Raw genomic sequence first — 25367 nt, 5'->3', positions numbered from 1 at the left:
CGACGCCACGCGAACCTCGAGAAAGCGACCGCATAGGTACAAAACTCGCGGTTCGCGTGGCACCAGGACCGACAAGCGCACTCGGCCCGCGCCCGGGCGCAATCCGGCGCAGCCGCTCACCCGCACAAGAGCGCGCCGGCCGCGGCGGGTCAAGTAACTCGCATGCGAAGCGCGAGTTACTTGACGCGACGCCCGACGGTGTGCTCCCCGAACCCGGCCCCGCTCGCCAAGACGGTGCGGGCGGGGCTCTGCGCGCTAAGCCTCCGCGTCGTCCGGACCCAACGCCTCAGCGGGCGCTTCTTCGGCGGCGTGCACAACACACAAGAACGGGCCACCCACTTCGCGTGCGTCCTTGATCTCCGCCTCCGTGAGCTCCGCGCCGCAGACGGCGCAGGTTCGCGCGATGGTGTCGTCGAGACTGCGCTCTTCGAGGTCCATGCCAGCAACGTACCGCGATCGAGCCGCCGGTGAACACACACCAGCGTTGCATCACGCTACCCTCGAACAGACATGCTCGGCCGGCTCTACGAAGGACAGAACTGCAGCGTCGCGAAGACGCTCGAGCTCGTCGGTGAGCGCTGGACGGTGCTGATCCTGCGCGAGATCTACTTCGGGCACCGCAAGTTCGACGTGATCGCCGCGAACCTCGGGATCGCCCGCAACGTGCTCACGCAGCGTCTCCAGCGACTGCAGGAAGAAGACGTCCTGACGAAGGTGCCGTACCAGGAGCGCCCGCAGCGCTTCGAGTACCGGCTGACCGAGAAGGGCCTGGACCTGTGGCCGGTGATGGTCACCCTGATGCAGTTCGGTGACCGCTACTACGCGCCGGAGGGCCCGCCGATCGTGCTCACGCACCGCGACTGCGGCGGCACGCTCGACGCGCACCGCACCTGCATGACCTGCGGCGCGAAGCTCGGCGCCAAGGACGTCCGCGCCCACGCGGGCCCCGGCGCCCACGCCGCAGCCGCCTAAGTCGGCAGCTCCTGCTCGAGCGTCTGCACGTCCGCGAACAGGTCACCCAGCCGTGCGACGCGCTCGAGCACCTCGGCCGAGGTGAACGCCAGCGGCTCCGTCATGTCCGAGACCTCGTCCCAGGTCAGCGGCGTCGACACCGTCGGGCGGTCCATCGCCCGCAGCGAGTAGACGTTCACGGTCGTCTTGTGGCGCTCGTTCTGCATCCAGTCGACGTAGACCTTGCCCGCGCGCCGCGCCTTGGACATGTCGGCGACGATCAGCTCCGGCATCCGCCGGGCCAGCACCTGCGCGAGCCCGCGCGAGAACGCCCGCACCGCCTCGTAGGTCACGCCGGGCACGTTCAGCGGCAGGTACACCTGCATCCCCTTGGACCCTGAGGTCTTGGGGAACGCCTGCAGGCCGAAGTACTCGAACGAGCGCCGCAGCTCCATCGCCACGCGCGCGCACTCGACGATCGTCGCCGGCGGCCCCGGGTCCAGGTCGAAGGCGACCATGGTCGGGTTGTCCATGTCCGGCACGCGCGCCATCGGCGTGTGCAGCTCCAGGTCGGCCAGGTTCGCGAGCCAGACCAGCGTCGGCAGGTCCTCGCACAGGCAGAAGTCGATGTCGCCCTCGTTCGTCCCGCTCCACACCGGCGCGGTCCGCACCCACGACGGCGCGTGCGACGGGCAGCGCTTCTCGTAGAAGAACGTGCCCTCGACCCCGTTCGGGTACCGCTTCAAGGTCAACGGCCGCGCGCGCAGGTGCGGCAGCAGCGTCGGAGCGATCCGCGTGTAGTAGTCGATCACGTGCCCCTTGGTGAACCCGGCCTGCGGGTACATCGGCTTCGTGAGGTTCGACAGCGACACGGTCACGTCGCCGACGGTCACCTCCACGCGCTTGGGCTGGGGCACGAGCGGGACCCTATCCGGGTAGCCCGTCGGCATGGCATCGGATCTGCACCGCCTGAATCGCTACTTGAACGAGGCGCTCGCGACGGAGCGCACGCTGATCACGACCCTCTCCGCGCACATCGCGATGACCCCGCACGGCGACTACCGGACGCTGCTCGAACGCCACCTGCGTGAGACCCGCCGGCACGCGGGCGGGCTCGCCGAGCACGCGACGGAGCCGGAGACGAGCGTCGTCAACGCCGCGCTGGGGCTCGCAGAGACCGTCGTCGGCCAGGCGCTCACGCTCGCCAAGGGCCCGCTGGACCTGCTGCGCGGCGGCACGAGCTTCGACGAGAAGCTGCTCAAGAACGCCAAGGACGAGTGCGCGACCGAAGCGCTGGAGATCGCCACCTACGACGCGATCGAAGCGCTCGCCGAGGAGCTGGACGAGACCGCGATCGCCGACCTCGCGCGCCGTCACCGGGCCGACGAGGAGCGCATGCTCGCCGACCTGCGCGCGCTCATCCCGTCCCTCGCCGCCCCCACCCGCGACCAGCGGCAGCCGCTCCCGATCGACGACTACGACGACCTCAACGCCGGCCAGGTCGTCGCGCGCCTCAGCGACCTCAGCCAGGCCGACCTCGCCACCGTCCTCACCCACGAGCGCGCGAACCGGGGCCGGCGCTCCATCCTCGAGCGGGGCGAGAACCTCACGGCCACGCCGCCCTGGCCGGGCTACGACGACGAGCCCGCCGAGGCCATCATCGACCGCCTCGACAGCGCTCACGCCGGCGCGGTGCGCGACTACGAGAGCCGCCACCGGCGCCGGGTGAGCGTCCTCGAGGCGGCGCAGCGGGAGCTCAGCGGCTCCGCTTGAGGGCCGGACGCCGCAGGCGCCCGCCCGTCCGCGCCATCACGACCCGTACCGCGGCGGTGTCCAGCCGTCGCGGCGGACGTCCACAGCGCGGGCACGGAGCGTCTTCGCGGGTGACCGTGGAGCGGCAGTGAGAGCAACGGGAAGCAGCGATCATCGGTCCACGCACTACCCAAGCGCCGCGTGGTCCATTCCCCGCACGACGCCAACTTCGGGCCCCCCGCTCATCTGCACCGCGATCACGCCGCTAAAGCGGTTAGAGTGGCTCCCTCGCGCAGGCGCGAGCTTCCGGCATGGGGGCTCGGGCAGGCGGAACCTCAGGAGGACGGTCTGGATGGCTCCACGACGGGGCGGCCAGCGGACTCCAGCGATGTCGCAACACCTAGAGGATCCGCACCGTGCCCGATGAGTTCGCCCCCAAGCCGTTCCACTGCGCCGTAGACGCCCGCGAGGACGGCACGTTCGCGCGTCCCGTCGGCGATCTCGACATGAGCACGGCCCCCGACGTCGAGGCGGTGCTGCGAGCGGCCGTGGACGGCGGCGCCAAGCGGGTGGTGGTGGATCTCCGCGGCCTGCACTTCATGGACTCGACGGGCCTGACGTTGCTGACGCGCTGGAACAACGCGTCCCGCCGCGACGGCTTCGAGTTCGCGCTCGTCGGCGGGGACGATCGCATTCAACGGCTGTTCGTGCTCACCGGACTGCACGAATACTTCACCTTCACCGCGGGGTAAGCCTGCGGACAACCGTGACGGATCGAGCTCAGGAACTCATCGAAGCCGCGGGCGGGCAGCCGCCCGGATCGCTGCGCGCCGCGCTGGCCAACGCCATGGTCGGACTCAAGAAGCGCTACTACGGCCGCGGCCCCGAGGCGGCCAAAGCGTATGTCGAGGACGACTACATCTTCGTCGTGCTGGAGGGCGGCCTCACGCGCAACGAGGAGACGCTGCTCGCCGACGGCAAGGAAGACCTCGTGCGCCAGTACCGGCTGGCGTTCCAGGAGACCGTCGGGCCGACCGCGATCGGCGCGGTCGAGGAGCTGACCGGACGCCGCGTCGCCGGCTACCACAGCCAGGTCGTCTTCACGCCCATGCGCGCGTTCGAGATCTTCGTGCTCGCCCCGGAAACCTGACCGGCCTGTCCGCAAACGAACGGTTCTGAGCGGGACAGGGGTGATTTCCGCTCCCTCGGGTACGGAACGACCCTGATGGCTTCCCCTCCGACGGCCGAGCGGCCCCGCATCACGGCCAACCCGATCGACCGCGCGAAGCGGCAGCGTGAGGACCAGCGACTCATGCGGCTCGTCCTGAAAGGCGACGAGCGCGCACGCGAAGACCTGATCGAGCGCTACATGCCGCTGGCCCGTTCCCTCGCGCTCCGCTACCGGCGCGCGAGCGAGCCCCTCGACGACCTCATCCAGGTCGCCTCCGTCGGCCTCGTGAAGGCCGTCGACCGCTGGGACCCGGAGCGCGGCCTCGCGTTCTCGTCCTACGCCGTGCCGACGATCCTGGGCGAGCTGCGCCGCTACTTCCGCGACTCCACGTGGGACGTACGCCCCGCGCGCGATCTGCAGGAGCTGTGCCTCGCGCTGGAAGAGGCGCGCGAGAAGCTGTGGGGCGAGCTGGGCCGTCAGCCGACCGTCGCCGACCTGGCCGACCGGCTGGATCGCTCCCCGGAGGAGATCATCGAGGCGATGCAGGCGACCGAGGGCCGCTCCGTGCGCTCACTCGACGCGCCCGTCCACGACGAGGAGAACGACTCCGCGTCGGCGGGCGACCTGATCGGCGTCAAGGACGAGGAGTTCGACCGCGTCGAAGCGGGCGTGACCCTCGAGCGCCTCACCGGCATCCTCGACGAGCGCGCGCGGGAGATTCTGCGCCTGCGCTTCTCGGAGGACCTGCTGCAGTCCGAGATCGCCGAGGTCGTCGGCTGCTCGCAGATGCACGTCTCGCGCATCATCCGCTCGTCGCTGGAGAAGCTGTACGCCTACGGATCAGGAATGAAGGTGGAGACATGAGCGTTCCGCAGCCCGTCGACCCGCCCACCCCGATCGCGCCGCCCGAGCCGGCCACGCCCGCCGTGCCCGACGAGCCGGTCGTGCCCGCGGACCCCACGCCGGACCGCGAGACGCCGCCGCCGAACGATCCGCCGCAGCCCGAGCCGGACGAAGGCTAGGCCGCCAGCTTCTCGATCCGCGGTGACTCTTCCTTCTCGTTGAGGAGGTCGAGCACCGCGAGCTCGATCTGCGGATGCTGCGTCGGGATCTGCCCCGGCTCGGCGGCGTCCAGCAGCACCTGGTGGTCGAGCACGAGCCCGGAGTCGTAGGCGTCGAAGATGCGCGGGTCGATGTACGACGCGCGGCACACCGCCGGCGTGTTGCCGAGGTAGCGCGCCGTCTCCTTGATCGCCCGGGTGACCGCCCGCTTGCGCGAGGTCTGCGTGCCGTGCGCCTCGCCGGAGACGGCCAGTGCGACCGAGGCCAGCACCGTCGCGCTCCACGTGCGGAAGTCCTTGGCGCTGAAGTCGCCGCCCGTGGCCTCCTTCAGGTACGCGTTGATGTCGTCCGAGCGCAGGTCGCACCACTGGCTGCCGGCCTTGAAGGCGAGCAGCTCGGGGCCGCCGCCGCGCCGGCGCTTGAGCGCGCCGACGATGTCCAGCGCGAGCGGGTCGACGACGCCCTGCAGACGCCGCTGACCGCTCTTGGCCGGGTAGTCGAAGACCATCTGGCCGTTCTCGATCCGGACGTGCTCCTTGCGGATCGTGGCCAGGCCGTACGACGCGTTGGTCACCGCGTACTCCTCGGTGCCGATCCGGAAGAAGCCGCGGTCGAGCAGGCGCACGGCGCACGCGAGCACCCGCTCGCGGGTCAGCTTGTCGGAGCTGGCAAGGTCGGCCTCGACGCGCGCGCGCAGCGCGGGCAGCGCTTTCGCGAACCGGACCATGTCGTCGAACTTCTCCGCGTCGCGGCGGGTGCGCCACTCCTCGTGGTAGCGGTACTGCTTGCGACCGGCGGCGTCGATGCCCGTGGCCTGCAAGTGACCGTTCGCATACGGACAGATCCAGACGTCACGCCACGCCGGCGGGATGCCGAGCTCACGAATGCGCGCGAGCACCTCGGCGTCGTCGACGAGCTGCCCATCGTCGTAATAGGCGAAGCCACGCCCCGCACGCTTGCGCATGATGCCGGGGCCTGAGCAGTCCGTGCGTCGGAGCCTGGCCATTGGTCCCACCCTCCCCAAGCCGCCATCGGTTTACGCTTGCGCGCGGATGTCACGGTTCGAGCTCGACACGCAGGCGCTCGGACCCGCGGCGCTGGTCACGCTGCGGGGCGAGCTGGACATGCTCGCGACCGCCGAGCTGGAGTCGGCGCTCGAGCGGCTGACCGACGACGTGGTCGCGCTCGACCTGCGCGGCCTGCTGTTCATGGACTCGGCGGGGCTGCGCACGATCCTGATCGCGCGGGACCGCCTCTCGGACGAGGAGCGCCGGCTCGTGCTCGTGCGCGGCTGCCAGGCCGTGCAGCGCGTGTTCGAGATCACGCGCTCCACGGAACGGCTGGAGTTCGTGGACGCGCCCGAGCACGTCCACCACTGACTAGGACTTGGCGGTTTCCTTCTCGGAAGCCTTGGAGGAGCTCTTCTTCTTGTCCGAGCCGCTCCCGACCGCCGCGAGGCTGGCCTCGAGCGCGGCCATGAGGTCCGGGACCGCGGTCGGCGTCGGCGCCTCGGGCGCGGAGACGATCTCCGCGCCGGAGGCCTTGGCCTCGATGAGCTCGAGCACCTTCTCGCGGTACTCGTCCTTGTAACGGGAGGGCTCGAAGTCCGTCACCAGCGACTCGATCAGCTGCTGGGCCATCTTGACCTCACGCTCGGAGACCTTCAGGTCCTCCGCGTCCGGCAGCCCGTCGAGGTCGTCCTTGGGCACGACCTCGTCGGCGAAGATCATCGTCTCCATCATCAGCAGCCGGCCGTCCTTGTCGGGCCGGATCGCGACGAGCTGCTCCTTCTGGCGCAGCACGACGCGCGCGATCGCCACCCGCTGGGACTCCTGCATCGCGCTCAGCAGCAGGCCGTACGCCTTCGACGCACCCTCGGCCGGGACCAGGTAGTACGGGTGGTCGTAGTAGATCGGGTCGATCTCCGAGAGGTCCACGAAGTCCTCGATGTCGATCGTGCGGGACTTCTCGGGGTCCAGCGCCTCGAGCTCCGACGGCTCGATGATCACGTAGTTGTCCTTCGTGATCTCGAAGCCCTTGACGAGGCTCTCGTAGGCGACTTCCTCGCCGGTCGTCGCGTCCACGCGCTTCTGCGAGATCCGGCTCCCCGTCTCACCATTGATCTGGTGGAACCGCACGGTCTTCTTGGACACGGCGGAGTAGAGCTTGATCGGGACGTTGACGAGTCCGAAGGAGATCGCCCCACTCCACATCGATCGCGGCATCCGCCCATTCTGACGGGTCCGGCCGACGGTTTCCGCAATTCGCCCGTCAGTCCGGGCGGCCGACGTCCTCGGGCGCGATGTCGTCGCGCAGGCCCTTGTAGACCGGATGCCGGAGCGTGCCGTCGCGCGTCATGTCGCCGTAGACCACGCTCGCGACGAGCCGCGGCTCGACGAACATCGTCACCTTCTCGGGCTTGGGCCCGGCCGTGAACGGATTGGTCTCGCGCGCGAGCGGCTCGAGCAGCGCCTGGACGCGCTTGAGCTCGGCGTCGTTGAAGCCCGACCCGACGCGACCCGCGTGGTAGAGCTCGCCGTCCTCGTAGAAGCCGATCGCGAGCGCCCCGATCCGGCCCGAGCGACCGCCGTCGCCGTACGTCCAGCCGCCGACGACGACCTCCGTGGAGCGCACGTTCTTGACCTTCAGCCAGCCCGGCGACCGCCGCCCGGGCACGTACGGGCAGTTGAGCCGTTTGGCGACCACACCCTCCAGCCCCTGGGCCTTCGTCGCCGCGAGCAGGCCGGCGCCGTTGCCCACGTGGTACGCGGGCGTCTGCCACGCCGTGTCCGTCAGCTCGAGCTTGGCGAGCAGGCGGCGACGGTCCTCGTAGGTCTGGTCGAGCAGCGAGTGGCCGTCCAGGAACAGCAGGTCGAAGATCATGTAGACGACGGGCTCGCGCGTGGCCATCCGGCGGATCTGCGCTTCGGAGGTGAGGTTCATCCGGCCCTGCAGGCGCTGGAAGCTCGGGAGGCCGTTCTCGAAGGACACGATCTCGCCGTCGAGGATCACCTCGTGCGCGCCGACCGCGCGGCCGAGCGGCGCGAGCTCCGGGTAGCCGGCCGTGATGTTGGACTTGCGGCGGCTCATCAGCCGGATCCGGCCGCCCTCGACGTACGCGACCGCGCGAATCCCGTCCCATTTGATCTCGTACGCCCAGCCCTCGTCGCCGGGGAGCTCCCCCTGGCGCGCGAGCATCGGGTCCACCCACTCGGGCAGGGGCGCGCGGGTCGGGTCCTCGGGCGGGTCCATGCGGTGGATCATCCAGTTCTTACCGCCCGTCTTGAACAGCACGTACTTCCCGCGCACCCGCTCACCGTGGAACGTGACCATGACCTCCTTGTCACGCCACTTGTGCATCTCATAGGTGCCGCGGTCGAAGATCTTCATCGTGCCGGCGCCGTAGTTGCCGGCCGGGATCTCGCCGTGGAAGTCCAGGTACTCGAGCGGGTGGTCCTCGGTCTGGACCGCGAGGCCGTTCTTCTTCGGGTCGACCGGGATGCCCTTGGGGATCGCCCACGAGACCAGCGTCCCCCCGTGCTCGAGCCGCAGATCCCAGTGCATCGCGCGCGCCGAGTGCTCCTGCACGACGAACCGCAGCGCCTCCTCGGAACCGATCTCACCGGCCGGCTCGGGGGTCTCCTCGAAGTCGCGCTTCGCCCGATAGCGGTCCAACCGGTCAGCCATGACGCCATTGTGGCGTCCTCCCGCGCACAAGTGGGTATCGTGCACGCCCGTATGGACGCCAACCCCATCGTGCTCGACGAGACCGCCGGCGACGTCGTCGTCGTGGTCGTCGAAGGCGAGCACGACATCTACACCGCGCCGACGCTGCGAGAGCGGCTTGACGAGGCCCTCGGACGCGGCGGTGGCATCGTGGTCGACCTGACGGCCGCGACTTTCGTTGACTCCTCCGTGCTCGGCGCGCTGCTCGACGCGCGCCGGCGGGCGATCGAGGCCGGCCAGGGTTATGTGGTCTGCGTCGGCGACGCCGTCGAACCGGGAGTCCAGCGCATTCTCGACATCACCGGCCTCGTGCCCGTCCTGCCGGTGATCCAGGGCCGCGAAGAGGCCATCACCGCGGCGCGATCAACCAACGGCACGAGCGAGTAGATGACCACCCCGGCCCCGGAGGTCCTGCTCACCATGCCCGCCCGGCCCGAAGGCGTCGGCGTGGTTCGCCAGGCGCTCGCGGGCATGGCCGACGCGCTCGACTTCGACCCGACCGTCCTGGCGGACATGAAGATGGCCGTCACGGAGGCCTGCACGAACGTCGTCGTGCACGCCTACGACGAGGACGCCGGCATGCTCGAGGTCGAGATGCTCGCCGACGAGAACGGGCTCACGATCGTCGTGCGCGACCACGGCGCCGGCATCCAGCCGCGCCCCGCGCGCTCTGAGCCGCCCGCGCTCGGCCTCGGCCTGCCGCTCATCGCGGCGCTCTCGGACGCGTTCGAGCTCAAGGGCTCGGCCGGCCACGGCACCGAGGTCCGGATGACCTTCGCCTACTCACGCTCGGCCGATCCGGCCACGCAGAACCCCGTGACCGGGAACGTCGGCGCCGATGGGCGCTGGGACCCGGACGCGGACTCGCCCGCCTAGCTGGTCCACCCTGTCGCGTCGGCGCCCACGCGCCGACGCGCACCCGTGGCGCTACGCCGCCTGGCGCAGCGCGGCCAGCTCGCGCATGCGACCGAGCCGGCCCAGGGCCTTGGACTCGATCTGACGCACGCGCTCGGGGGTGATCCCGAGTTGGCGGCCGATCTCGCGCAGCGGCGTCGGATCGCCGCCGTCGATGCCGTAGCGCAGGGCCACGACGGTCCGCTCACGGTCCGGGAGCTCCAGGAGCGCCCGCTTGAGCGTCTCCTCGCGCAGGGAGACGTGCACGACGTCCTCGGGCGCGGGGCCGTCGGACGGGAGCAGGTCGCCGAACGCGGCGTCCTCGCCCTCGCCCAGGGGACGATCCAGGGAAGTCACCGTGCGAGCCGCGTCGCGCAGCGCGAACAGGTCCTCGACGGAGATCTCCGCCTCCTTGGCGATCTCCTCGTCCGTCGGCGCGCGGTCGAGCTTGAGCGACAGCGCGTTCTCCGCGCGCGCGACCTTGCGCTGCGTGCGCACGAGGTTGATCGGCAGCTTGATCGTGCGGGCCTTCGCGTCCATGCCGCGCTCGACGGCCTGGCGAATCCACCAGGTCGCGTACGTGGAGAAGCGGTACCCGCGGCGCCAGTCGAACTTCTCGACGGCGCGGATGAGCCCCAGGATGCCCTCCTGGATCAGGTCCAGCAGCGTCAGCTCAGAGCCCTGGTACTTCTTCGCGATCGAGACGACGAGCCGCAGGTTGGCGTTGATCATGCGGTCCTTGGCGCCGAGATCGCCGCGCTCGATGCGCTTGGCGAGGTCGATCTCCTCGGACGGCGTCAACAGCCGGTGGCGGCCGATCTCGTTCAGGAAGAGCTGCAGCGTGTCGGTGGTGACCGTCGCGAAGTGGGCGTCGTCGATCGGCGCCTCGGGTGCGTCCTGGCGCGTGCAGTCGTCGCGCAGCTCGATGTGCTTGGCATGCAGCTGCTCATAGAGGGCGCCGAGATCCTCGTCCTCGAGCTCAAGGGCCTGAGCGAGCTCGTCGACCTCCTTAAGGTCGACGCACCCACGCTCCTCGCCCCTGTCGATGAGGGCCGCAATGGGCCCGGTGCTGTAGGCGTCACGCTCCGTTGCCATGGCTGCCCCTTTGACTCACCGCTTGACGCCTCCACTAAACCAGCCAGAAATTAGAGTGACCCTTCGACCCAGTCCCGCATCGCGGAGGTCTGGAATCCGACGTGCTCGGGTAGACGGGAGTCGTGAGAGGAGCCGCAATCCCCTTGTCCCGGACCCCCGACATGGTTCGCCTTCTGGACGTCGATCCAGATCTCGGCGGACTGCTCAACGACAGCAGGCGCGAACACGCTGAGCGAGAGCTCGTCGTACGCACGCACCGGTTGCCGGTGGGCCCGTGGGACGTGTCCCGGCTCGCAGGCGCGACCGCGGACCACATCGGCCTTTTGATCATCGACGGCATCCTGTCGCGTGAGCTCGTGGTGGCCGACCACGTGTCCGCGGAGCTGCTCGGCCCGGGCGATCTCGTACGCCCGTGGCAGCCGACCAGCCGCACGGGCCTGCTGCCCGTCGACGCCGTCTGGACCGTGCTCTCGCCGATGACCGTCGCGGTGCTCGACCGGCGCTTCGCCGCCGAGATGACCCGCTACCCGGAGATCACGGCCGCGCTGTTCGACCGGCTGTCCGAGCGCTCGCTGCGCCTCGCCACGACGCAGGCGATCTCGCAGCTGACGCGCGTGGACCGCCGCCTGAAGGCGTTGTTCTGGCACCTGGCCGAACGCTGGGGACGAGTGTCGGGTGATGGTGTCATCGTGCCACTTGCGCTCACTCATCGCATTCTGGGTCAGCTCGTGGGTGCTCGCCGGCCCACCGTCTCGACCGCTTTGAGCGAGCTCGCGGAGCGCGAGGAGCTCACCCGCAGGCCCGACGGCTCGTGGCTGCTGCGGGGCGATCCGCCCGACGCGGAGTCGCTCGCGCGCAAGCCCGTCCCGGGCGGTCAGGCGGCCGCGCGCGGCCAGGACCTGATGCGCCCGGCGCGCCGGTTCGAGCGCGGCGAGGCCCAGGGTGCGGCGCCCGAGCCGGAGGTCGTCAGCGCGATCGACCGGCTGCGCGACGCGCTCGAGCCGGGAGAGCTGCGCGAGCTGCTGGACCGCCGTCGCGGCGGCCCCGAAGACGCGGTTTAGCGCGGCTCCGGAGCACGCCGGAAGGCGCTGCTCACTCCCCGGCGTTGTCCGGGTTGCCCGTGGCCGTCCCGTCGTCGTTGTCAGCTTCTTTGCCTGCGTTCTCGTCCCGCTGCGGGGTGCCTTTGTCGGGCGTATCATCGACCTCGGGAGGCTGCTCTTCCGGGTACCCGACGTCGGACTCTGTGGTTTCCATACGCAGCTCCTACCCCCGATCGGGGATGTCGCAAGCCCGGTGCGACGCGTAGGCTCAGTCCCCGCACCGTGCAGTTCAGCTTCCAGTTTCCACCCGCTGAGGACGCACCCGCGCAAGCCCGCGCGGCGCTCGAGGTGTTCGATCAGATCCTCGCGCCGGACGTGCTCGAAGACCTGCAGCTCGTCGTCTCGGAGCTGGTCACGAACAGCGTGAAGTTCGGCCCGGCGCGCCCGATCACGCTCGCGATGGCGATCGGCACCAACGGCATCGTCAAGGGCGAGGTGATCGACCAGGGCGACGGCGAGCGGGCGAAGGTCGAGATGACGATCGAGCCGACCGTCGACGGCGGCTGGGGCCTGCATCTCGTCGACCAGGTCGCCCACCGCTGGGGCGTGCACGAGGGCTCCACGCATGTGTGGTTCGAGATCGGCCCTCAGCGCCGAACCTAAAGCGCCGAGCCCTTTATCTAGCCGGAGTGCTCGGCCACGGTCCGGAGCCGCTCGAGAGCGCGCCGGATGAGCCGTGAGACGTGCATCTGCGACACGCCGACCCGCTCGGCGATCTCCGCCTGCGTCATGTCTTCGACGAACCGCAGGTGGAGCACGATCCGGTCGCGCGCCGGCAGGGCCTGCAAGGTCGGGGCGATCGTCGCGCCGTACTCGACGAGCTCGAAGCGGTCGTCCTCGACGCCGATCGACTCCGCGTACGTCTCGCCGTCACCCTCGTCACCGAAGCGGTAGGACTCGAGCGACACCGCGTCGTACGCGCCCGCCGCCTCCATCGCCTCCAGCACCTGCTCGGTGGTGAGCTTGAGCGCCTCGCCCACCTCCGCGGCGGACGGGGAACGGCCGAGCTTGCGCGAGAGGTCCTTCATCGCGTTGTCGACCTGCATCACGCGCTCCTGCATCCCGCGGGGGACGTGCACCGCCCAACCGTTGTCGCGGAAGTAGCGCTTGAGCTCGCCGAGCATCGTCGGCACCGCGTACGAGGAGAACGCCGTCTCGCGCGAGGGATCGAAGCGATCGATGGCCTTGATCAGGCCGAGCGTCGCGACCTGCACGAGGTCGTCCAGCGGTTCGTCGGAGCGGCGGTAGCGGCGCGCCATCCGCCGCGCAAGCGGCAACAGGCGCTGGACCAGCTGCTCGCGCGCCGCCTGATCACCATGGCGGTGGTAGCGAATCAGCAGGCGCCGGTCCTCTTCGGAACGGCTTGGACCGTCCTCTGACCGGGCGGACGTCATCGCGACGGGCTTCTCCTCTCGTGCCGCGACAGCCCTTCCGGGCAGGCTTCCCGTGGGCGCGGGCGGCGAGGTGGCTTCGAGGGTATCCATAGCAGCAGGGGTGCGGCGGTCGATTTGTGCCGGATGCCTCAGCATCGGCCTCGGATCGACCTATCTCCGCCCTGCTCAATGTTCAAACCCTTACGACATCGGCGTCTAGGTGTTTCCGGAGTTCGTCCACCGATGTGAAGACTTTCGCCGCGCCGGCGTCGAGCAGCTCGCGCTCGCTGAAACCGCCCGTCAGCACGCCGATCGAGCGCACCTTCGCGCGCTTGGCCGCCTCGCAGTCCCAGGTCGAGTCGCCGATCATCACGGCGTCTTTGGGCTTCGCGTCCGCCTTCTCCAGCGCCGCCAGCACGAGGTCCGGCTGCGGCTTGGTCTGCTCGACGTCGCTCGAGTCCGTCCAGGCGTCCACGAGCGCGTGTGCGTCCAGCAGCTTCAGGTAGTGCTCGAGCTCGTCGGACTTCGCCGACGAGGCGAGGATGACCGTGTACCCGGAGGCCTTGAGGTCCTCGATCAGCGCGCGCGCACCCGTGAGCGGCTGCGTCTCCTCGATCAGCTGCTTGTAGAGGATCGTCTCGGCCGCGCGCACCTCGTCCCCGTGCTCGCGGTCGAAGCCTTTCCCGGCCAGGGCGGCGACCAGCTGATCGCCACCCATCCCGATGTGCCGGTGGATGCGCCACAGCGGCACGACGAACCCGTGCGCGCGGAAGGCGCGGTACCAGGCGACCGCGTGGTGGTAGTTCGTGTCGACGAGCGTGCCGTCGATGTCCAGGATCGCCGTGGCCACGGTGGTTACGCCGAGCGAGCCTGCTCGGCGTGCTTGCCCTCCGCGAACTCCTCGACGATCTTCGCGCAGAACGCCGGCAGGTCGTCCGGGTTGCGCGAGCTCGTGAGGCCGGCGTCGACGTGGACCTCCTCGTCGACCCAGGTGCCGCCCGCGTTCTCGATGTCGGTCTTCAGCGACGGCCAGGACGTGATCGTGCGGCCCTGGAGGACGTCGGCCTCGATCAGCGTCCACGGGCCGTGGCAGATCACGCCGACCGGCTTCTCCTGCTCGAAGAACGCGCGCACGAAGCTGACGGCGTCCTCGTCCGTGCGCAGGAAGTCCGGGTTGGCGACGCCGCCCGGCAGCACGAGGCCGTCGTAGTCGGCCGCGGTGGCCTCGGCGACGGTCTTGTCGACCTTGAAGGTGTCGGCCTTGTCGAGGTGGTTGAACGCCTGCACCTCGCCATCCTCGACCGAGATCAACTCCGGCTTGCCGCCGGCCTGCTCGACCGCCTTCCACGGCTCGGTGAGCTCTACCTGCTCCACCCCTTCAGCGGCGAGGAACGCGATGGTCTTGCCTGCGAGTTCAGTGGCCATGGGTCAATCGCTACCCAGTGGTGGCGTCGTTTCACCGTCCGCGCGGGTCGGGTACCCGGATCGGATGGGATACGTCATCGCCGCCATCGTCGCCGTGGTGATCATCGGCGGCTTCATCGTCTTCCTGGTCATGAACGCGACCAAGAAGAGCAACGTGTCGGACTCCGGGGATCCCGGCGCCGATCAGAACCCGCTGGGGATCCTCGGCTCCGACGATCGCACGCCCGCGGGCAGCACCGATCAGCTCTCCAGCGAGCAGGAACGCGTCCGCTTCGAGCGCAATCAGGACTCCCCCGACGTCGCGCGCCCCGTGGTGGGCGGCGAAGCCGAGGGTGAGCGGTCCGCGCACTGACATTTTGGACGGGTTAGCAGGAAATTGAGGGTGCGTTGGTTTGTGACTCAGGACTTCGGGAACAAACGGAATGTCGCGCTGACCGGATGCCCTCCACTCTCCGACTGGCGTGTCACAACCCTCCTCCTCAGTGAACGGGGCGTCCTTTAAGGGCGCCCCGTTTGCGTTAAGTCACGACCCCGTCGGGTAGCCGCCATCCATGGTCCTTCGAGCCACACCCGATCCCCGCCCACCCGGTCCCGGTCCCGACCCGCAGCCGCCGTCCCCCACCCCGGACCCGCTGCCGCTCCCCCCGGACCCGAACCCGCGGCCGATCTAGTTGGATCCCGTTGAGCAGACCCCGACGGAGCTGAGCGACTACGCGGTGCTGTCCGCGCTCTACGGCTCGCTGCTGATCGGCACGGCCGTGAGCGCCCGGGGCCGCGCCCCGATCGCCAACGCGGAGCTCCCCGCGCTCGCCGCGGCGAGCTTCGCGCTCTCAAAGCTCGTCGTGCACGAGAAGGTGGAGAGCTGGGTGCGGCGCCCGTTCGTGGACGAGGCCCGCGGCAAGCCCAAGGGCCGGCGACTGCGGTACGCCGTCGGTGAGCTGCTCACGTGCACGCGTTGCACCGGCGCGTGGAGTGCGCTCGCCTTGGTAGCGCTCCGGGTGCACTCGCCCGCGGCCGGCCGGGCCGTCTCCACGGTGCTCGCCGCGAGCGCCGGCAACGACTTCATGCAGGCCGGGTTCAAGGCCATCTGCGCGCACGCGACCCGTGTCGAGCGGGCAAGCGACGCTCCCGCCCCGGTACGTCCCGTCCGCCGTGCCGCGTGACCGCTTCGTCACCCCCACGGACATGTCATGCTTCGGACCGCAAGAATCCGGCCCCTGCAACGGTTAGGCTGCACAGCGCCGGGGGTACCAGGACGCGTGACAATCAATGGGCAGCAACGCACAGACGCAACTTCGCACCGTCACGCCGTTGACGGACCGCACCGATACCGACGTGAAGCTCACGCTTCCGGCCCGACCGGAGAACGTGTCGGTGATCCGGCACGTCCTGGGGGCGTTCGCCGAGGCACTCCGGCTGCCCGATGACCTTGTGGAGGATCTCCGCCTTGCCGTCACCGAGGCGTGCACCAATGTCGTACGCCACGCTTACCCGCAGGAGGTCCCCGGACCAGTGGAAATCACGATCCGGCCGACGGAGGACGCTGTGAGCGTCGTCGTCGCCGATCACGGCCGGGGCATCGGCTCCAGCTCGGACACCAACGGTCCCGGCCTCGGGCTGCCGCTCATCGCGGCGATCGCCGACGAGGTCGAGCTCCAGCCCGTTCCGGGCGGCGGCAGCCGAGTGGCGATGACCTTCGCCCGGCACCGTCACGGGGACGCTGCGTGACGTCCCAGCCGAGCGGCGCTGACGCGCCCACGACCGTCTCCATCGCCGCCGGACCGCTCGTCGGTCCGATTCTGCGCCGCGTCGTCGGCATGCTCGCCGCGCGCGCCGACCTCCCGCTGGACCGCCTGGACGACGCCGTCCTGGTGGCCGACCTGATCGCCGCCCGTGCCCCCGCGCACGTGCTGTACGGCACCGTCGACGTCGCCTTCGAACCTGGCCCGCGCACGCTTTCGCTCCGCGTCGGCCCGCTCCGCCCCGGTGGCGGGGACGCGCTCGTCGTGGACGCCGCCGTGCCCGGCGTCGGGAACGTGATCGAGCAGCTCGCCGACGAGCTGCGCGTGGCTCCGGAGGGCGAGCGGGAGTTCCTGCACGTCCGCCTCGAGTACGCAAACGCCGCCAACTAGACGATCGGTCTGGATTGGAAATGGCCTTCGCCGGGGATTACCACCGGCGATGGCCATGGCTTTTGCAATAGAAGATCGTTCAATCGACGCCGACACGCATGTTGTGGCAGTCACCGGCGAGATCGACCTCTTCACCGCCCCTGAGTTCAAGCAGCGCGTGTCAGCCCCCATTGACGAAGGTCGCACGCACGTCATTGTCGACCTGACGGACACTACGTTCATCGACTCGTCCTCGCTCGGCGTGCTGATCGGCGCTCACCGCCGCCTCCGCCGCCTCGAGGGTCGTCTCGTGATCGTGTGCTCGAACGACGCGATCGTCAAGACGTTCCGGATCACCGGTCTGGACGGCGTCTTCACGATCGTGGAGCGGATGGACGAGGCACTCAACGGCGACACGGTCGGCGCGTAGGCGCCTCCGCCCCTGGGTAGCCGTTTCGTACACGGCAACCACAGGGAGGTACGACCAGCATGAGGACCGCGTACATCGCATTCGGTGCAGCCGCGGCCGGCGCCCTCGCCGCCGGCTACTTGAGTCGCAACAAGGCTCGCCGCCTCGTCGGCCCGGCCAAGGGCATGGCGCACAGCGTCATCCCGCACCGGCACGAGGAGATGGACGACCAGACGCTCGCCGATCGCGTCCGCAGTGAGATCTTCCGCGCCCCCGACGCGCCCAAGGGCGACGTCTCCGTCGACGTGCAGGCCGGCGTCGTCTACCTGCGCGGCACGGCCGACGAGGCCTGGACGGAGCGCTTCGGCAAGGAGGCGCGCAAGGTCCAGGGCATCACCGGCGTCAAGAACCTGCTTCACGCGCCCGGCACGCCGACGCCGGCCGCCGAGCCGCGCTTCCTGGCGTCCGAGCAGTTCAACCAGTAGGCACGTGCCGCGGGCCCGCCACCGAGCGGGCCCGCCGGCTCAGCCTCAGGCGCGCAGCGCGCTTCCCGAGGCCGGATCGAACAGCTTGATCTCGCTCGGGTCGAGCGAGATCTCGATCTCGGCTCCCGCCGCGGCCCGGCTCGCCGCGTCCAGGCGCGCGACGACGCTCGAGCCCGCGCCCGGCACCTCCTCCACGCCAGTGTCCGCCGCCAGCTCGTCCAGCTGGTCGGAGGGAGGGACCTCGCCGCCCCCTTCGAAGTACACGTAGAGCTCGGAGCCCATCGACTCGACGACGTCGAGCTTGGCCGTGAACCGCATGCCGGTGGCGTCGATCGCGGCGTCCTCGAAGTGCTCCGGGCGGATGCCGGCGATCACCTCGCGCTTGTCCGTCTTCACGCCCGCGGGGATCGGCGCGTCGCCGAACGGGAGGCGCAGCTTGCCCTCCTCCAGGCGCGCCGGCACGAAGTTCATCGCGGGTGAGCCGATGAAGCCGGCCACGAACAGGTTGTCCGGGCTCGCGTACAGGTGCTTCGGCGTGTCGACCTGCTGGATCACGCCCGACCGCATGACCGCGACGCGGTCGCCGAGCGTCATCGCCTCGGTCTGGTCGTGGGTGACGTAGAGCATCGTCGTGCCGAGCTGGTGCTGGATCCGTGCCACCTGCGTGCGCATCTGCACGCGCAGCTTCGCGTCCAGGTTCGAGAGCGGCTCGTCCATCAGGAACGCCGCCGGGTCACGCACGATCGCGCGCCCCATCGCGACGCGCTGGCGCTGCCCGCCGGACAGGTTCGCCGGCTTGCGGTCCAGGTGGTCCTGCAGCTCCAGGATGTCCGCCGCCTGCTCGACCTTGCCGGCGATCTCGCTCTTAGGCACCTTCGCCAGCTTGAGCGCGAAGCCCATGTTCTCGCGGACCGTCATGTGCGGGTAGAGCGCGTAGTTCTGGAAGACCATCGCGATGTCGCGATCGCGCGGGGCGAGCTCGTTCACGCGGTTGCCGCCGATGATCAGGTCGCCGTCGGTGATCTCCTCCAGCCCCGCCACCATCCGCAGCGCCGTGGACTTCCCGCAGCCCGAAGGCCCGACGAGGATCATGAACTCGCCGTCGCGGATGTCCAGCGACATGTCCTTGACGGCCTCGAAGCCGTCCGGATACCGCTTCCAGATGTTCTGGAAGGTGATCTGGGCCATGCTCAGTCCCTCGCTCCCGGGTGGCCCGTTCCCGGCCAAGGGGCGAGCACGATCAGCAGCCGAGCGTCGCTCGTGGCCGTGACCGCGTGGCGTTCGTTGGGGTCGAAGACCGCAGCGGCACCGGGGCCACTCGCGTGGCCCGCCAGATCGATCTCGCCGTCGATGACGACGACGTACGCGCGTTCGTGGACCTGGTGCTCTTGCAGGCTCTCTCCGGCCGGGAGGTTGATCAGGATCGACCGCGCCTCTCCCCGCGCGGAGTGGAGGATCTTCGGCTGATGCGGCTGGACGTCGAGCGTCCGTAGATCCCAGTGCTCCATGTCGCGGAGCGTAGACCCCTTACTGCTCGGCTGCGTCGCGCAGGCGGTTGATCGCCTGGCGGATGATGCGGCTCACGTGCATCTGGGAGACGCCGACGCGCGCGCCGATCTCGGCCTGCGTGAGGTCCTCCGCGAACCGCAGGCGCAGGATCTCGCGCTCGCGCTCGTTGAGCACGCGCATCAGGCTCTCGATCGTGGCGGAGTCCTCCGCGTTGGCGAAGCCCGTGTCCTCGATGCCGAAGGACGCGCCGAGGCCGTCGCCCTCGTCGTCGTCCTCGCGCGGGCGGTCCAAGCTCACCGCGCGGTACGCACTCGCGGCCTCGCGGGCCTCGAGCACCTGCTCGACGGTCGAGCCCATCCGCTTCGCCATCTCCGCGGGCGTGGCGGCGCGGCCGAGCTCACGCGCGAGCTCCTCCCCCACGGGGTCGAGCTTGACCGCGAGCTCCTGCAGATCACGCGGGACGCGGACGGACCAGCCCTTGTCGCGGAAGTGCCGCTTGAGCTCGCCGAGGATGGTCGGCACGGCGAAGCTGCTGAACGCCGTCTCGCGGCTCGGGTCGAACCGGTCGATCGCCTTCAGCAGGCCGAGGCTGGCGACCTGCACGAGGTCGTCGAGTGGCTCGCCACCACGCTGGTAGCGGCGCGCCAGCTGACGCGCCAGCGGGAGAAAGCGGTCCACGAGCTGGGCGCGGGCGCGCTGGTCGCCGCGGTGGGCGCGTTCGAGCAGCATCCGGTCGGCGCGTGTGCGCGCCGCCCGCGATTCGCTGTCAGCGGGATATGCTCGCGGCGCATTCATGCCGGAGTTCGCTCGGTCGTCGAGTTCTGCCAAAGCCGTTTAGTTGCGGAGGTTCGCGCCGGGTGTCTGGGGCACGATTTGCCATCCGGCGGGGGTCACGGCCGGCACGGAAAAGTGTAGAAGACGGTTCGGGACATGACCACTGACGTTTCAAGTACGAGCGAGCGGAACTTACGGATCCTTCTGGCGAACGAACGCGAGGAGGACCTGAAGGCGCTCGGTGACGCGCTCGACGGGCTCGGGCACGAGGTGACCCCGTTCGCGGTGTCCGTCGCCGAGGCGACCGAGCTGATCGCGCGGGAGGATCCGGACCTCGCGTTCGTCGTCCTCGACGGCGACGACGAGCACGGATTGGCGCTGATCTCGGAGACCGTGACGTTCGCGTCCGGCCCCGTGCTGGTGACCGTGCGCCAGGCCGAATCAGCCGACACGATCGCCCGGGCCGCCGACATGGGCATCGCGGGCTACGTCGACTCGTGGGCGCCCGACGACCTGCAGGGCGCCATCGACGTCGCGATCCGGCGCCATCGCGAGGAGCAGCGGCTCCACGAGAAGGTGGCGCAGCTGGAGTCGGCGCTGGACCGCCGCGCCGTGATCGAGCGCGCCAAGGGCGTGCTGATGGAGCGTCACAGCGTCGCCGAGCGCGCGTCGTTCGAGCTGCTGCGCGAGCACGCGCGCTCGACCGGGCGCCGCGTCGTCGACGTGGCGCAGACCGTCCTCGACGGCCACTCGCTGCTGCCGCCTAAGTAAGCAATTCGACGAGCGCGTCAACGAGTGAGGACGGGCCGGCGACGTGCCAGCGCGTCTCGCCCTCGACGACGCGCGCCTCGCCGCCCGCCTCGGTGACCAGCAGCGCTCCCGGGTGCCAGTCCCACGGGTCCGTGTTCGGCTGGATCCACGCGTCGAGGCGACCGGCGGCGACCCAGGCCAACTCGAGCGTCCCCGGGCCGGCGTGGCGGAGCAGGCCGGCCTCGTCGAGGATCCGGTGGCCGCGCTCGCGCACGCCGGGCAGGACGAGCCGGTCCTGGCGCAGGAAGAGCGCGACGTGCGCCTCGTGCAACGCGCGGCCGGTGCGGATGCGCAGGCGCTCGCCGTTGCCCGTGGCGCCCTCGCCCCGTGCGGCCGAGTAGCGCTCGCCGACCGAGTCCTCGACAGCGGTCGCGAGCGGGCCCGCGTCGTCGACGAGCGCGACCGCGCTGCACCAGCCGCCGGGGTGGCGGTTGGCGTAGGCGACCGTACCGTCGATGCCGTCGAGGTACCAGCGGCGGCTGCCGCGGCCGTCGTCGTCGGTGCCCTCCTCCCCGATGATCGCGTCGTCGGGCCGGGCGGCGCGGATCACCGTCGCGGCGGCGTGCTCGGCCTGCGCGTCGGCGTCCGTGACCAGGTCGGCGGGGACGCCTTTCGCGCGAGCGCGCAGCGGGGCGTTGCGCGCCTGGGTCGCGGCCTGGGTCGCCGCCTGCACCGCGGCAACGGCGATTGACAGGTCGGATTGGGTTGTAGTTGCAGCGGGAATAGCTGGAGTACCGTCGATCTTCTGGAAGGGGAAACCGTGATTGGCATTCTGATCGCTGTACTGCTCGCCGCGCTGGTCTACGCGCTCTGTGTCGCTCTGGGTCTGCCGGCGATCGTCGCCATCGTGGCGGCCATCCTCGTGCTGCTCGCCGGCATCCCGTCGGGCGGGTACGGCCTCGGCAACCGCTTCGGCGGAAGGCGGGGGTACTGAGCCGGTCCTCTGAGAAGCCCGAGGCGGCCGTCACCGACGGCCGCCAGGCCGGCCCCCCGATCGCGCTTGGCGACTTCAAGCAGGCCTTCGGGCGGTTCCGCCGTGACCAGATCACGGACAACGCGGCGGCGCTGACCTACTACTCGCTGCTGTCGCTCTTCCCGGCGCTGCTGTTCTGCGCGGCGCTCCTCGGCGTGTTCGGCCAGCAGGGGCTGATCACCGACGCCGCCTCCTATCTTCGCGACGCGGGCGCGCCGGCCGACACGGTTGACGCCGTCACCGGTGCGCTCGAAGCGGCCCAGGAGCAGCGCGGCACCGCGATCGTCGCGCTCATCATCGGCCTCGGCACCGCCCTGAACGGCGCGTCGGGCGCGTTCGGCGCCGCCGGGCGCGCGCTCAACAAGATCTTCCGCGTCGAAGAGGGCCGCGGGTTCGTCAAGCACAAGGCGTTCGACCTCGCGTGGACGCTCGTCGTGATGGCGCTCGTGCTCATCACGTTCGTGCTCATCTTCCTCGGCGGCGGGCTCGCCACCGACCTGTTCGAGACGATCGGGCTCGGCGAGAGCGCCGCGGTCGCGTGGAAGATCCTGCGCTGGCCGGCCGCGCTGGCCGTCGCGATGCTGATCTACGCGATCGTCTTCTACGCGTCCCCGAACGTCGAGGTCCGCAAGTTCCGCTGGATCTCGCCCGGCGCGGTGACCGGCGTGGTGCTGTGGATCCTCGCGTCCGCGCTGTTCTTCGTCTACGTCTCGAACTTCTCGTCCTACTCGGCCACGTACGGCGCCTTCGCGGGCGCGGTGATCCTGCTCGTGTGGCTGTGGGTGACGAACCTCGCGCTGCTGTTCGGCGCCGAGCTCAACGCGGTTGTAGGCCTGCGGCGGGCGGAGTACCTGCCGGAGGCGTACGACGGGCCCGTGCTCCCGGCCAAAGAGCCGGCGGAGGCTTGAGGGTCTCCTGTTGTGAGTAGCTGCAGAGTTTCGTGCGGCCCGGGCAGGCGCCGCACAGCTCGCGGTGCGGCGTGTCCGTGACCGGATAGGCGTGGGTGAGGATGCCGTGGGCAAGCTCGCGGATGCGCGCGGCGATGTCCGGCGCGTCGTGGGCGTCGTAGGTGACGGTGAGCGGCTCGTCCGGGCGCTCGAGGAGGCAGTAGGCGACCTCGACGCGCGGAGCACCGGCGCGCAGCGCGGCGAGCGCGTAGACGAGGCGCTGCGTCTCGTAGTTGCGGTGCACGTACGCCTCGGGGGTCGTCTCCTCCGGGACGTGGTCGGTCTTGTAGTCGACCACGAGGTGGGCGCCGTCGGGCTCGGTGGCGTACGCGTCGACGAAGCCGCGTACGAGCGGGCCCGAGCCGTCCTGGTCGAGCGCGAAGTGGAAGCCGGCCTCGCGGGTGACGCGGGTGGCCTGCGTGAGCCGGTGGCAGAGCGGTGAGCGCGCGAAGGCCTCGACGAACGCCTGGATCTCCTTGACCTCGTCGTCCGTCAGCTCGGTGTCCGTGAGCGCGCGGACCGTGTCGTCGTCGGGCGCGCGCGGGTCGTCGAAGTCCAGCTCCTCCAGCGCGGCGTGGACGATCGAGCCGCGCAGCAGCGGGTCGATGCCGCTGACGGTCTCGGACTCGCCCTCCAGCGGTGGCGGCGGCTGGACGTTGGGCAGGTTCAGGACGCGCTTGAGGTAGAAGCGGTAGCCGCACTTGGCGTAGTCGGAGAGCTGGCTGTAGGAGAGCCGCTGCGGCGCCGGGCGCCCGCGCACGAACTCCGGCGTGACCTTCGCCGGGACGGACGGCAGCGCGGTCGGCTCCTGGTGCTCGGTTCGCGGGCGGCTCACCAGCGCTTCCTCGGGCAGCGTCGTGGGCGTGTTGACGCGGATCGCGACGCGGGCGATTCGCGTGTCCCAGGTGCGCTCGAGCAGTGCCGGGAGCTGGAGGGAGGGCGTGATCGCGCGCACGATCCAGTCGATCGGCGGGCCGCCGTTGCGCGGCGCGGGCCACTTGGAGGTGTCGGTGCCGCCCGACAGGATCAGCAGCTCGCGAGCGCGGGTCATGGCGACGTAGAACAGCCGGCGCTCCTCCTCGGCGTCGGCGCTCGCGTCCTCGGCCGCGAGGCGCTCCCACGCGGCGGTGGGGATCGTGTCGCCGCCGCCGAGCGGGGCGAGCCGAAGACCCGCGGTCCGGTCCTCCCCCACCAGCAGCTGGGCTCTTCTGCCGCCCGACTGGCGACCGAGGTCGGCGACGCACACCACGGGGAACTCGAGGCCCTTGGCGCGGTGGATCGTCATCAGGCGGATCGCGTCCAGGCCCTCGGACTCGAGCGCGGCTTCACCTTCGCGAGCTTCCGCGAGATCGCGCGCCTGGGCGTCGGCGAGAAAACCGCGCAGGTCGCGACCCTCGGCGCGCTCGTACTCCCCCGCGAGCCGCATCAGCTTGCGCAGGTTCGCGAGCCGGCGGTCGCCGCCGGGGCGGGCGAGCGTGACGAGGTCGTAGCCCGTGGCGACGATCGCGCGCTCGAGCAGGACCTCCAGCGGCGCGCGTTCGGCGTGCTCGCGCTCGGACTGCAGCAGGCGGGCGAGCTCGGCGATCCGCGCTTCGCCCGGCACCGCGGCCGTGCCTTCGCCGCGCGCGTGGGCCTGCAGCGCCGCCCACATCGAGCCGCGCGCCCTTCCCTCCTGCGTGAGCAGCACGAGCGCGTCCGTGTCCGCCTCGCAGAACGGGGAGCTGAGGACGGTGAGCAGCGCCTCCTCGTCGTGCGGGTTGGCCAGCACGCGCAGCCACGCGATGCCGTCGCGGACCTGCTCCTGGGACCAGTAGCCGCGGCCACCCACGACGTAGGTGGGCAGACCCTGCTCCTCGAGCGCCTCTTCGAGGAGGCGCAGGCTCGACGTGGCGCGGACGAGCACGACGATGTCGCCCGCGCGGCGGCCGGACTCCGTCTCCTGGCGCAGGCGATGCGCGATCGCGCGAGCCTCGCCGCGGCGCCACGGCTGGTCGCCGCCGCCGGCCAGGCCGAGCGTGGGCTCGACCTCGTCCCAACCGGGCGTGTCCGTGATCAGCAGCTCGACCGGCGGCTCCCCGGCGGGCGGGTCGACCGCGAACAGGCGCAGCCGGCCGTCGTCCTCGGGCGGCGGCTCCTGGCGGCCGGCGCGCAGGGGCGAGAAGCGCTCCCCGAACTCGGGCCGGAACGCCGTGTTGAGCACGTCCAGCAGCTCCTCGCGCGAGCGGAAGTTCACGTTCAGGCGCCGCACGACGCCCTCCGCGCGGCGCCGGAAGATGCCCACGTCCGCGTGCCGGAAGCGGTAGATCGACTGGAACTCGTCGCCGACCGCGAACAGGTTCTCGCGCTCCAGGTGCTCGAGGATCTCGAGCTGCACCGCGTTCGTGTCCTGGAACTCGTCGACCATGATCAGGCTGAACCGCTCCGCCCAGCGCTCGCGCGTCTCGGCGTTCTCCAGCAGGTCGCGGGCGCGCAGCTCGAGGTCCTCGAAGTCCACCGCCGCGCGCTCCTGCTTGGCCTGCTCGAACGTGCGCCCGTACCGGTGCAGCAACGAGTCGATCAGCGTCAGCGCGCTGTGCGAGTGGTACTCGGCGCAGGCGCTGCGGTACGCGGCCCACGTCTCGCGGTAGGCCTCGCACGCGTCGGACGTGAGCGCCTTCGCTCCGCCCTTGAGCTCGGCGGCGTTGAGCTCGCCCGGCCACGGCACTCGCGCCGGCGGAGTGGCCTCGCCGCCGCCCGCGGGGTCGCCGCCGCCCATGGCCGCGTCGCCGCCCGCCACGGTCGTGCCGCCGGCAGCCACGGT

The 25367-nt window shown here is 70.5% G+C and carries 35 protein-coding genes; 20 read left to right on the top strand and 15 right to left on the bottom strand.

Features of this window, described 5'->3' with window-relative positions:
• Positions 1-255 precede the first annotated feature (255 nt).
• Positions 256-438 carry a hypothetical protein gene (locus tag OJ997_RS32415; RefSeq protein ID WP_270029539.1) on the bottom strand — a complete coding sequence of 61 codons (183 nt, stop codon included), beginning with the start codon at positions 436-438 and terminating at the stop codon, positions 256-258.
• A gap of 72 nt (positions 439-510) precedes the next feature.
• Here OJ997_RS32415 and OJ997_RS32410 point away from each other — a divergent pair, with 72 nt between their 5' ends.
• Entirely contained in the window at positions 511-972 is a 462-nt protein-coding gene (locus OJ997_RS32410) for a winged helix-turn-helix transcriptional regulator (protein ID WP_270029538.1), read from the top strand.
• On the opposite strand, the gene ligD (OJ997_RS32405) is transcribed toward OJ997_RS32410, so the two are convergent.
• Entirely contained in the window at positions 969-1901 is a 933-nt protein-coding gene (gene ligD, locus OJ997_RS32405) for a non-homologous end-joining DNA ligase (protein ID WP_272600517.1), read from the bottom strand. The genes OJ997_RS32410 and ligD (OJ997_RS32405) overlap by 4 nt on opposite strands.
• Here ligD (OJ997_RS32405) and OJ997_RS32400 point away from each other — a divergent pair.
• The 5 genes from OJ997_RS32400 to OJ997_RS32380 all read left to right on the top strand — a co-directional run bounded on the left by OJ997_RS32400 (position 1900) and on the right by OJ997_RS32380 (position 4896).
• Positions 1900-2724 carry a DUF892 family protein gene (locus tag OJ997_RS32400; RefSeq protein WP_270029536.1) on the top strand — a complete coding sequence of 275 codons (825 nt, stop codon included), beginning with the start codon at positions 1900-1902 and terminating at the stop codon, positions 2722-2724. The two genes, ligD (OJ997_RS32405) and OJ997_RS32400, sit on opposite strands and share 2 nt — an antisense overlap.
• A 395-nt stretch (positions 2725-3119) precedes the next feature.
• Entirely contained in the window at positions 3120-3455 is a 336-nt protein-coding gene (locus tag OJ997_RS32395; protein WP_270029535.1) for an STAS domain-containing protein, read from the top strand.
• A gap of 14 nt (positions 3456-3469) precedes the next feature.
• Positions 3470-3853, top strand: coding sequence for a Na-translocating system protein MpsC family protein (locus OJ997_RS32390; protein WP_270029534.1), 384 nt, complete (start codon positions 3470-3472; stop codon positions 3851-3853).
• 75 nt (positions 3854-3928) lie between these two features.
• On the top strand, positions 3929-4738 hold the full coding sequence (locus OJ997_RS32385; protein ID WP_270029533.1) for a SigB/SigF/SigG family RNA polymerase sigma factor: 810 nt from the start codon (positions 3929-3931) through the stop codon (positions 4736-4738).
• Positions 4735-4896, top strand: a complete 162-nt coding sequence (locus OJ997_RS32380; RefSeq protein ID WP_270029531.1) for a hypothetical protein — start codon at positions 4735-4737, stop codon at positions 4894-4896. The genes OJ997_RS32385 and OJ997_RS32380 overlap by 4 nt, the downstream gene beginning before the upstream one ends.
• Here OJ997_RS32380 and OJ997_RS32375 read toward each other — a convergent pair.
• The gene (locus tag OJ997_RS32375; protein WP_270029530.1) at positions 4893-5942 is read right to left on the bottom strand and encodes a DNA topoisomerase IB; all 1050 of its coding nucleotides are present in this window, start codon (positions 5940-5942) and stop codon (positions 4893-4895) included. The genes OJ997_RS32380 and OJ997_RS32375 overlap by 4 nt on opposite strands.
• Positions 5943-5988: 46 nt before the next feature.
• Here OJ997_RS32375 and OJ997_RS32370 point away from each other — a divergent pair, with 46 nt between their 5' ends.
• The gene (locus tag OJ997_RS32370) at positions 5989-6315 is read left to right on the top strand and encodes an STAS domain-containing protein (RefSeq protein WP_270029529.1); all 327 of its coding nucleotides are present in this window, start codon (positions 5989-5991) and stop codon (positions 6313-6315) included.
• Here the strand turns inward: OJ997_RS32370 and ku are convergent, their stop codons facing one another.
• Together ku and ligD (OJ997_RS32360) are read right to left on the bottom strand one after the other, a co-directional pair.
• A complete protein-coding gene (gene ku / locus OJ997_RS32365; RefSeq protein WP_270029528.1) occupies positions 6316-7161 on the bottom strand; it encodes a non-homologous end joining protein Ku in 846 nt (281 codons plus the stop codon).
• A 46-nt stretch (positions 7162-7207) separates the two neighbouring features.
• Positions 7208-8623 (bottom strand): non-homologous end-joining DNA ligase, encoded by a 1416-nt coding sequence (ligD, locus tag OJ997_RS32360; RefSeq protein ID WP_270029527.1) that lies wholly within the window; start codon positions 8621-8623, stop codon positions 7208-7210.
• 69 nt (positions 8624-8692) lie between these two features.
• Between ligD (OJ997_RS32360) and OJ997_RS32355 the strand changes: the two genes are divergently transcribed.
• Positions 8693-9049 carry an STAS domain-containing protein gene (locus OJ997_RS32355; protein ID WP_270029526.1) on the top strand — a complete coding sequence of 119 codons (357 nt, stop codon included), beginning with the start codon at positions 8693-8695 and terminating at the stop codon, positions 9047-9049.
• Positions 9050-9538, top strand: a complete 489-nt coding sequence (locus OJ997_RS32350; RefSeq protein ID WP_270029525.1) for an ATP-binding protein — start codon at positions 9050-9052, stop codon at positions 9536-9538. It begins immediately after the preceding gene.
• A gap of 51 nt (positions 9539-9589) precedes the next feature.
• Here OJ997_RS32350 and OJ997_RS32345 read toward each other — a convergent pair whose 3' ends face one another.
• Entirely contained in the window at positions 9590-10651 is a 1062-nt protein-coding gene (locus tag OJ997_RS32345) for a sigma-70 family RNA polymerase sigma factor (RefSeq protein WP_270029524.1), read from the bottom strand.
• Positions 10652-10932: 281 nt separating this feature from the next.
• Between OJ997_RS32345 and OJ997_RS32340 the strand changes: the two genes are divergently transcribed.
• A complete protein-coding gene (locus OJ997_RS32340; RefSeq protein ID WP_270029523.1) occupies positions 10933-11712 on the top strand; it encodes a Crp/Fnr family transcriptional regulator in 780 nt (259 codons plus the stop codon).
• Positions 11713-11743: 31 nt separating this feature from the next.
• On the opposite strand, the gene OJ997_RS32335 is transcribed toward OJ997_RS32340, so the two are convergent.
• Positions 11744-11905, bottom strand: a complete 162-nt coding sequence (locus OJ997_RS32335; RefSeq protein ID WP_270029522.1) for a hypothetical protein — start codon at positions 11903-11905, stop codon at positions 11744-11746.
• 68 nt (positions 11906-11973) lie between these two features.
• On the opposite strand from OJ997_RS32335, the gene OJ997_RS32330 reads away from it, so the two are divergent.
• Complete coding sequence (locus tag OJ997_RS32330) at positions 11974-12354, top strand: ATP-binding protein (RefSeq protein ID WP_270029521.1); 381 nt, start codon at positions 11974-11976, stop codon at positions 12352-12354.
• 17 nt (positions 12355-12371) lie between these two features.
• Here the strand turns inward: OJ997_RS32330 and OJ997_RS32325 are convergent, their stop codons facing one another.
• From OJ997_RS32325 to OJ997_RS32315, 3 genes are all read right to left on the bottom strand, one after another.
• Complete coding sequence (locus tag OJ997_RS32325; protein ID WP_270029542.1) at positions 12372-13145, bottom strand: SigB/SigF/SigG family RNA polymerase sigma factor; 774 nt, start codon at positions 13143-13145, stop codon at positions 12372-12374.
• Between the two features lie 172 nt (positions 13146-13317).
• Positions 13318-13974, bottom strand: a complete 657-nt coding sequence (locus OJ997_RS32320) for an HAD family hydrolase (protein ID WP_270029520.1) — start codon at positions 13972-13974, stop codon at positions 13318-13320.
• Positions 13975-13979: 5 nt separating this feature from the next.
• Positions 13980-14549: a type 1 glutamine amidotransferase domain-containing protein gene (locus tag OJ997_RS32315; protein ID WP_270029519.1), complete on the bottom strand. Its 570-nt coding sequence runs from the start codon at positions 14547-14549 to the stop codon at positions 13980-13982.
• 64 nt (positions 14550-14613) lie between these two features.
• Between OJ997_RS32315 and OJ997_RS32310 the strand changes: the two genes are divergently transcribed.
• The 6 genes from OJ997_RS32310 to OJ997_RS32285 all read left to right on the top strand — a co-directional run bounded on the left by OJ997_RS32310 (position 14614) and on the right by OJ997_RS32285 (position 17554).
• Positions 14614-14901 carry a hypothetical protein gene (locus OJ997_RS32310; RefSeq protein ID WP_270029518.1) on the top strand — a complete coding sequence of 96 codons (288 nt, stop codon included), beginning with the start codon at positions 14614-14616 and terminating at the stop codon, positions 14899-14901.
• Between the two features lie 319 nt (positions 14902-15220).
• Entirely contained in the window at positions 15221-15712 is a 492-nt protein-coding gene (locus tag OJ997_RS32305; RefSeq protein ID WP_270029517.1) for a DUF1360 domain-containing protein, read from the top strand.
• Between the two features lie 106 nt (positions 15713-15818).
• Positions 15819-16277, top strand: a complete 459-nt coding sequence (locus tag OJ997_RS32300; protein WP_270029516.1) for an ATP-binding protein — start codon at positions 15819-15821, stop codon at positions 16275-16277.
• Positions 16274-16681: a hypothetical protein gene (locus OJ997_RS32295; RefSeq protein WP_270029515.1), complete on the top strand. Its 408-nt coding sequence runs from the start codon at positions 16274-16276 to the stop codon at positions 16679-16681. Before OJ997_RS32300 ends, OJ997_RS32295 begins: the two co-directional genes overlap by 4 nt.
• Positions 16682-16730: 49 nt before the next feature.
• Complete coding sequence (locus tag OJ997_RS32290) at positions 16731-17090, top strand: STAS domain-containing protein (protein ID WP_308213597.1); 360 nt, start codon at positions 16731-16733, stop codon at positions 17088-17090.
• A 59-nt stretch (positions 17091-17149) separates the two neighbouring features.
• A complete protein-coding gene (locus OJ997_RS32285) occupies positions 17150-17554 on the top strand; it encodes a BON domain-containing protein (RefSeq protein WP_270029513.1) in 405 nt (134 codons plus the stop codon).
• 45 nt (positions 17555-17599) lie between these two features.
• Here the strand turns inward: OJ997_RS32285 and OJ997_RS32280 are convergent, their stop codons facing one another.
• The 3 genes from OJ997_RS32280 to OJ997_RS32270 are packed head-to-tail and all read right to left on the bottom strand — an operon-like array spanning position 17600 to position 19792.
• A complete protein-coding gene (locus tag OJ997_RS32280) occupies positions 17600-18742 on the bottom strand; it encodes an ABC transporter ATP-binding protein (RefSeq protein WP_270029512.1) in 1143 nt (380 codons plus the stop codon).
• A 2-nt stretch (positions 18743-18744) separates the two neighbouring features.
• Positions 18745-19062, bottom strand: a complete 318-nt coding sequence (locus OJ997_RS32275; RefSeq protein ID WP_270029511.1) for a cupin domain-containing protein — start codon at positions 19060-19062, stop codon at positions 18745-18747.
• Positions 19063-19081: 19 nt separating this feature from the next.
• Complete coding sequence (locus OJ997_RS32270) at positions 19082-19792, bottom strand: SigB/SigF/SigG family RNA polymerase sigma factor (RefSeq protein WP_270029510.1); 711 nt, start codon at positions 19790-19792, stop codon at positions 19082-19084.
• 201 nt (positions 19793-19993) lie between these two features.
• Here OJ997_RS32270 and OJ997_RS32265 point away from each other — a divergent pair, with 201 nt between their 5' ends.
• A complete protein-coding gene (locus tag OJ997_RS32265) occupies positions 19994-20608 on the top strand; it encodes an ANTAR domain-containing response regulator (RefSeq protein WP_270029509.1) in 615 nt (204 codons plus the stop codon).
• Here the strand turns inward: OJ997_RS32265 and OJ997_RS32260 are convergent.
• On the bottom strand, positions 20601-21335 hold the full coding sequence (locus tag OJ997_RS32260; protein ID WP_270029541.1) for an inositol monophosphatase family protein: 735 nt from the start codon (positions 21333-21335) through the stop codon (positions 20601-20603). The two genes, OJ997_RS32265 and OJ997_RS32260, sit on opposite strands and share 8 nt — an antisense overlap.
• 72 nt (positions 21336-21407) lie before the next feature.
• On the opposite strand from OJ997_RS32260, the gene OJ997_RS32255 reads away from it, so the two are divergent.
• The gene (locus OJ997_RS32255; RefSeq protein ID WP_270029508.1) at positions 21408-21581 is read left to right on the top strand and encodes a hypothetical protein; all 174 of its coding nucleotides are present in this window, start codon (positions 21408-21410) and stop codon (positions 21579-21581) included.
• Positions 21578-22528 (top strand): YihY/virulence factor BrkB family protein, encoded by a 951-nt coding sequence (locus OJ997_RS32250; RefSeq protein WP_308213598.1) that lies wholly within the window; start codon positions 21578-21580, stop codon positions 22526-22528. Before OJ997_RS32255 ends, OJ997_RS32250 begins: the two co-directional genes overlap by 4 nt.
• On the opposite strand, the gene OJ997_RS32245 is transcribed toward OJ997_RS32250, so the two are convergent.
• The coding region (locus tag OJ997_RS32245; protein ID WP_270029507.1) for a UvrD-helicase domain-containing protein at positions 22437-25367 on the bottom strand (2931 nt) is incomplete at its 5' end. The two genes, OJ997_RS32250 and OJ997_RS32245, sit on opposite strands and share 92 nt — an antisense overlap.

The sequence above is a fragment of the Solirubrobacter phytolaccae genome, assembly GCF_027587195.1.
Classification (GTDB): domain Bacteria; phylum Actinomycetota; class Thermoleophilia; order Solirubrobacterales; family Solirubrobacteraceae; genus Solirubrobacter; species Solirubrobacter phytolaccae.
Note: the sequence above shows the minus strand (reverse complement) of the source record. Positions and strands in the feature narration are given on the sequence as shown.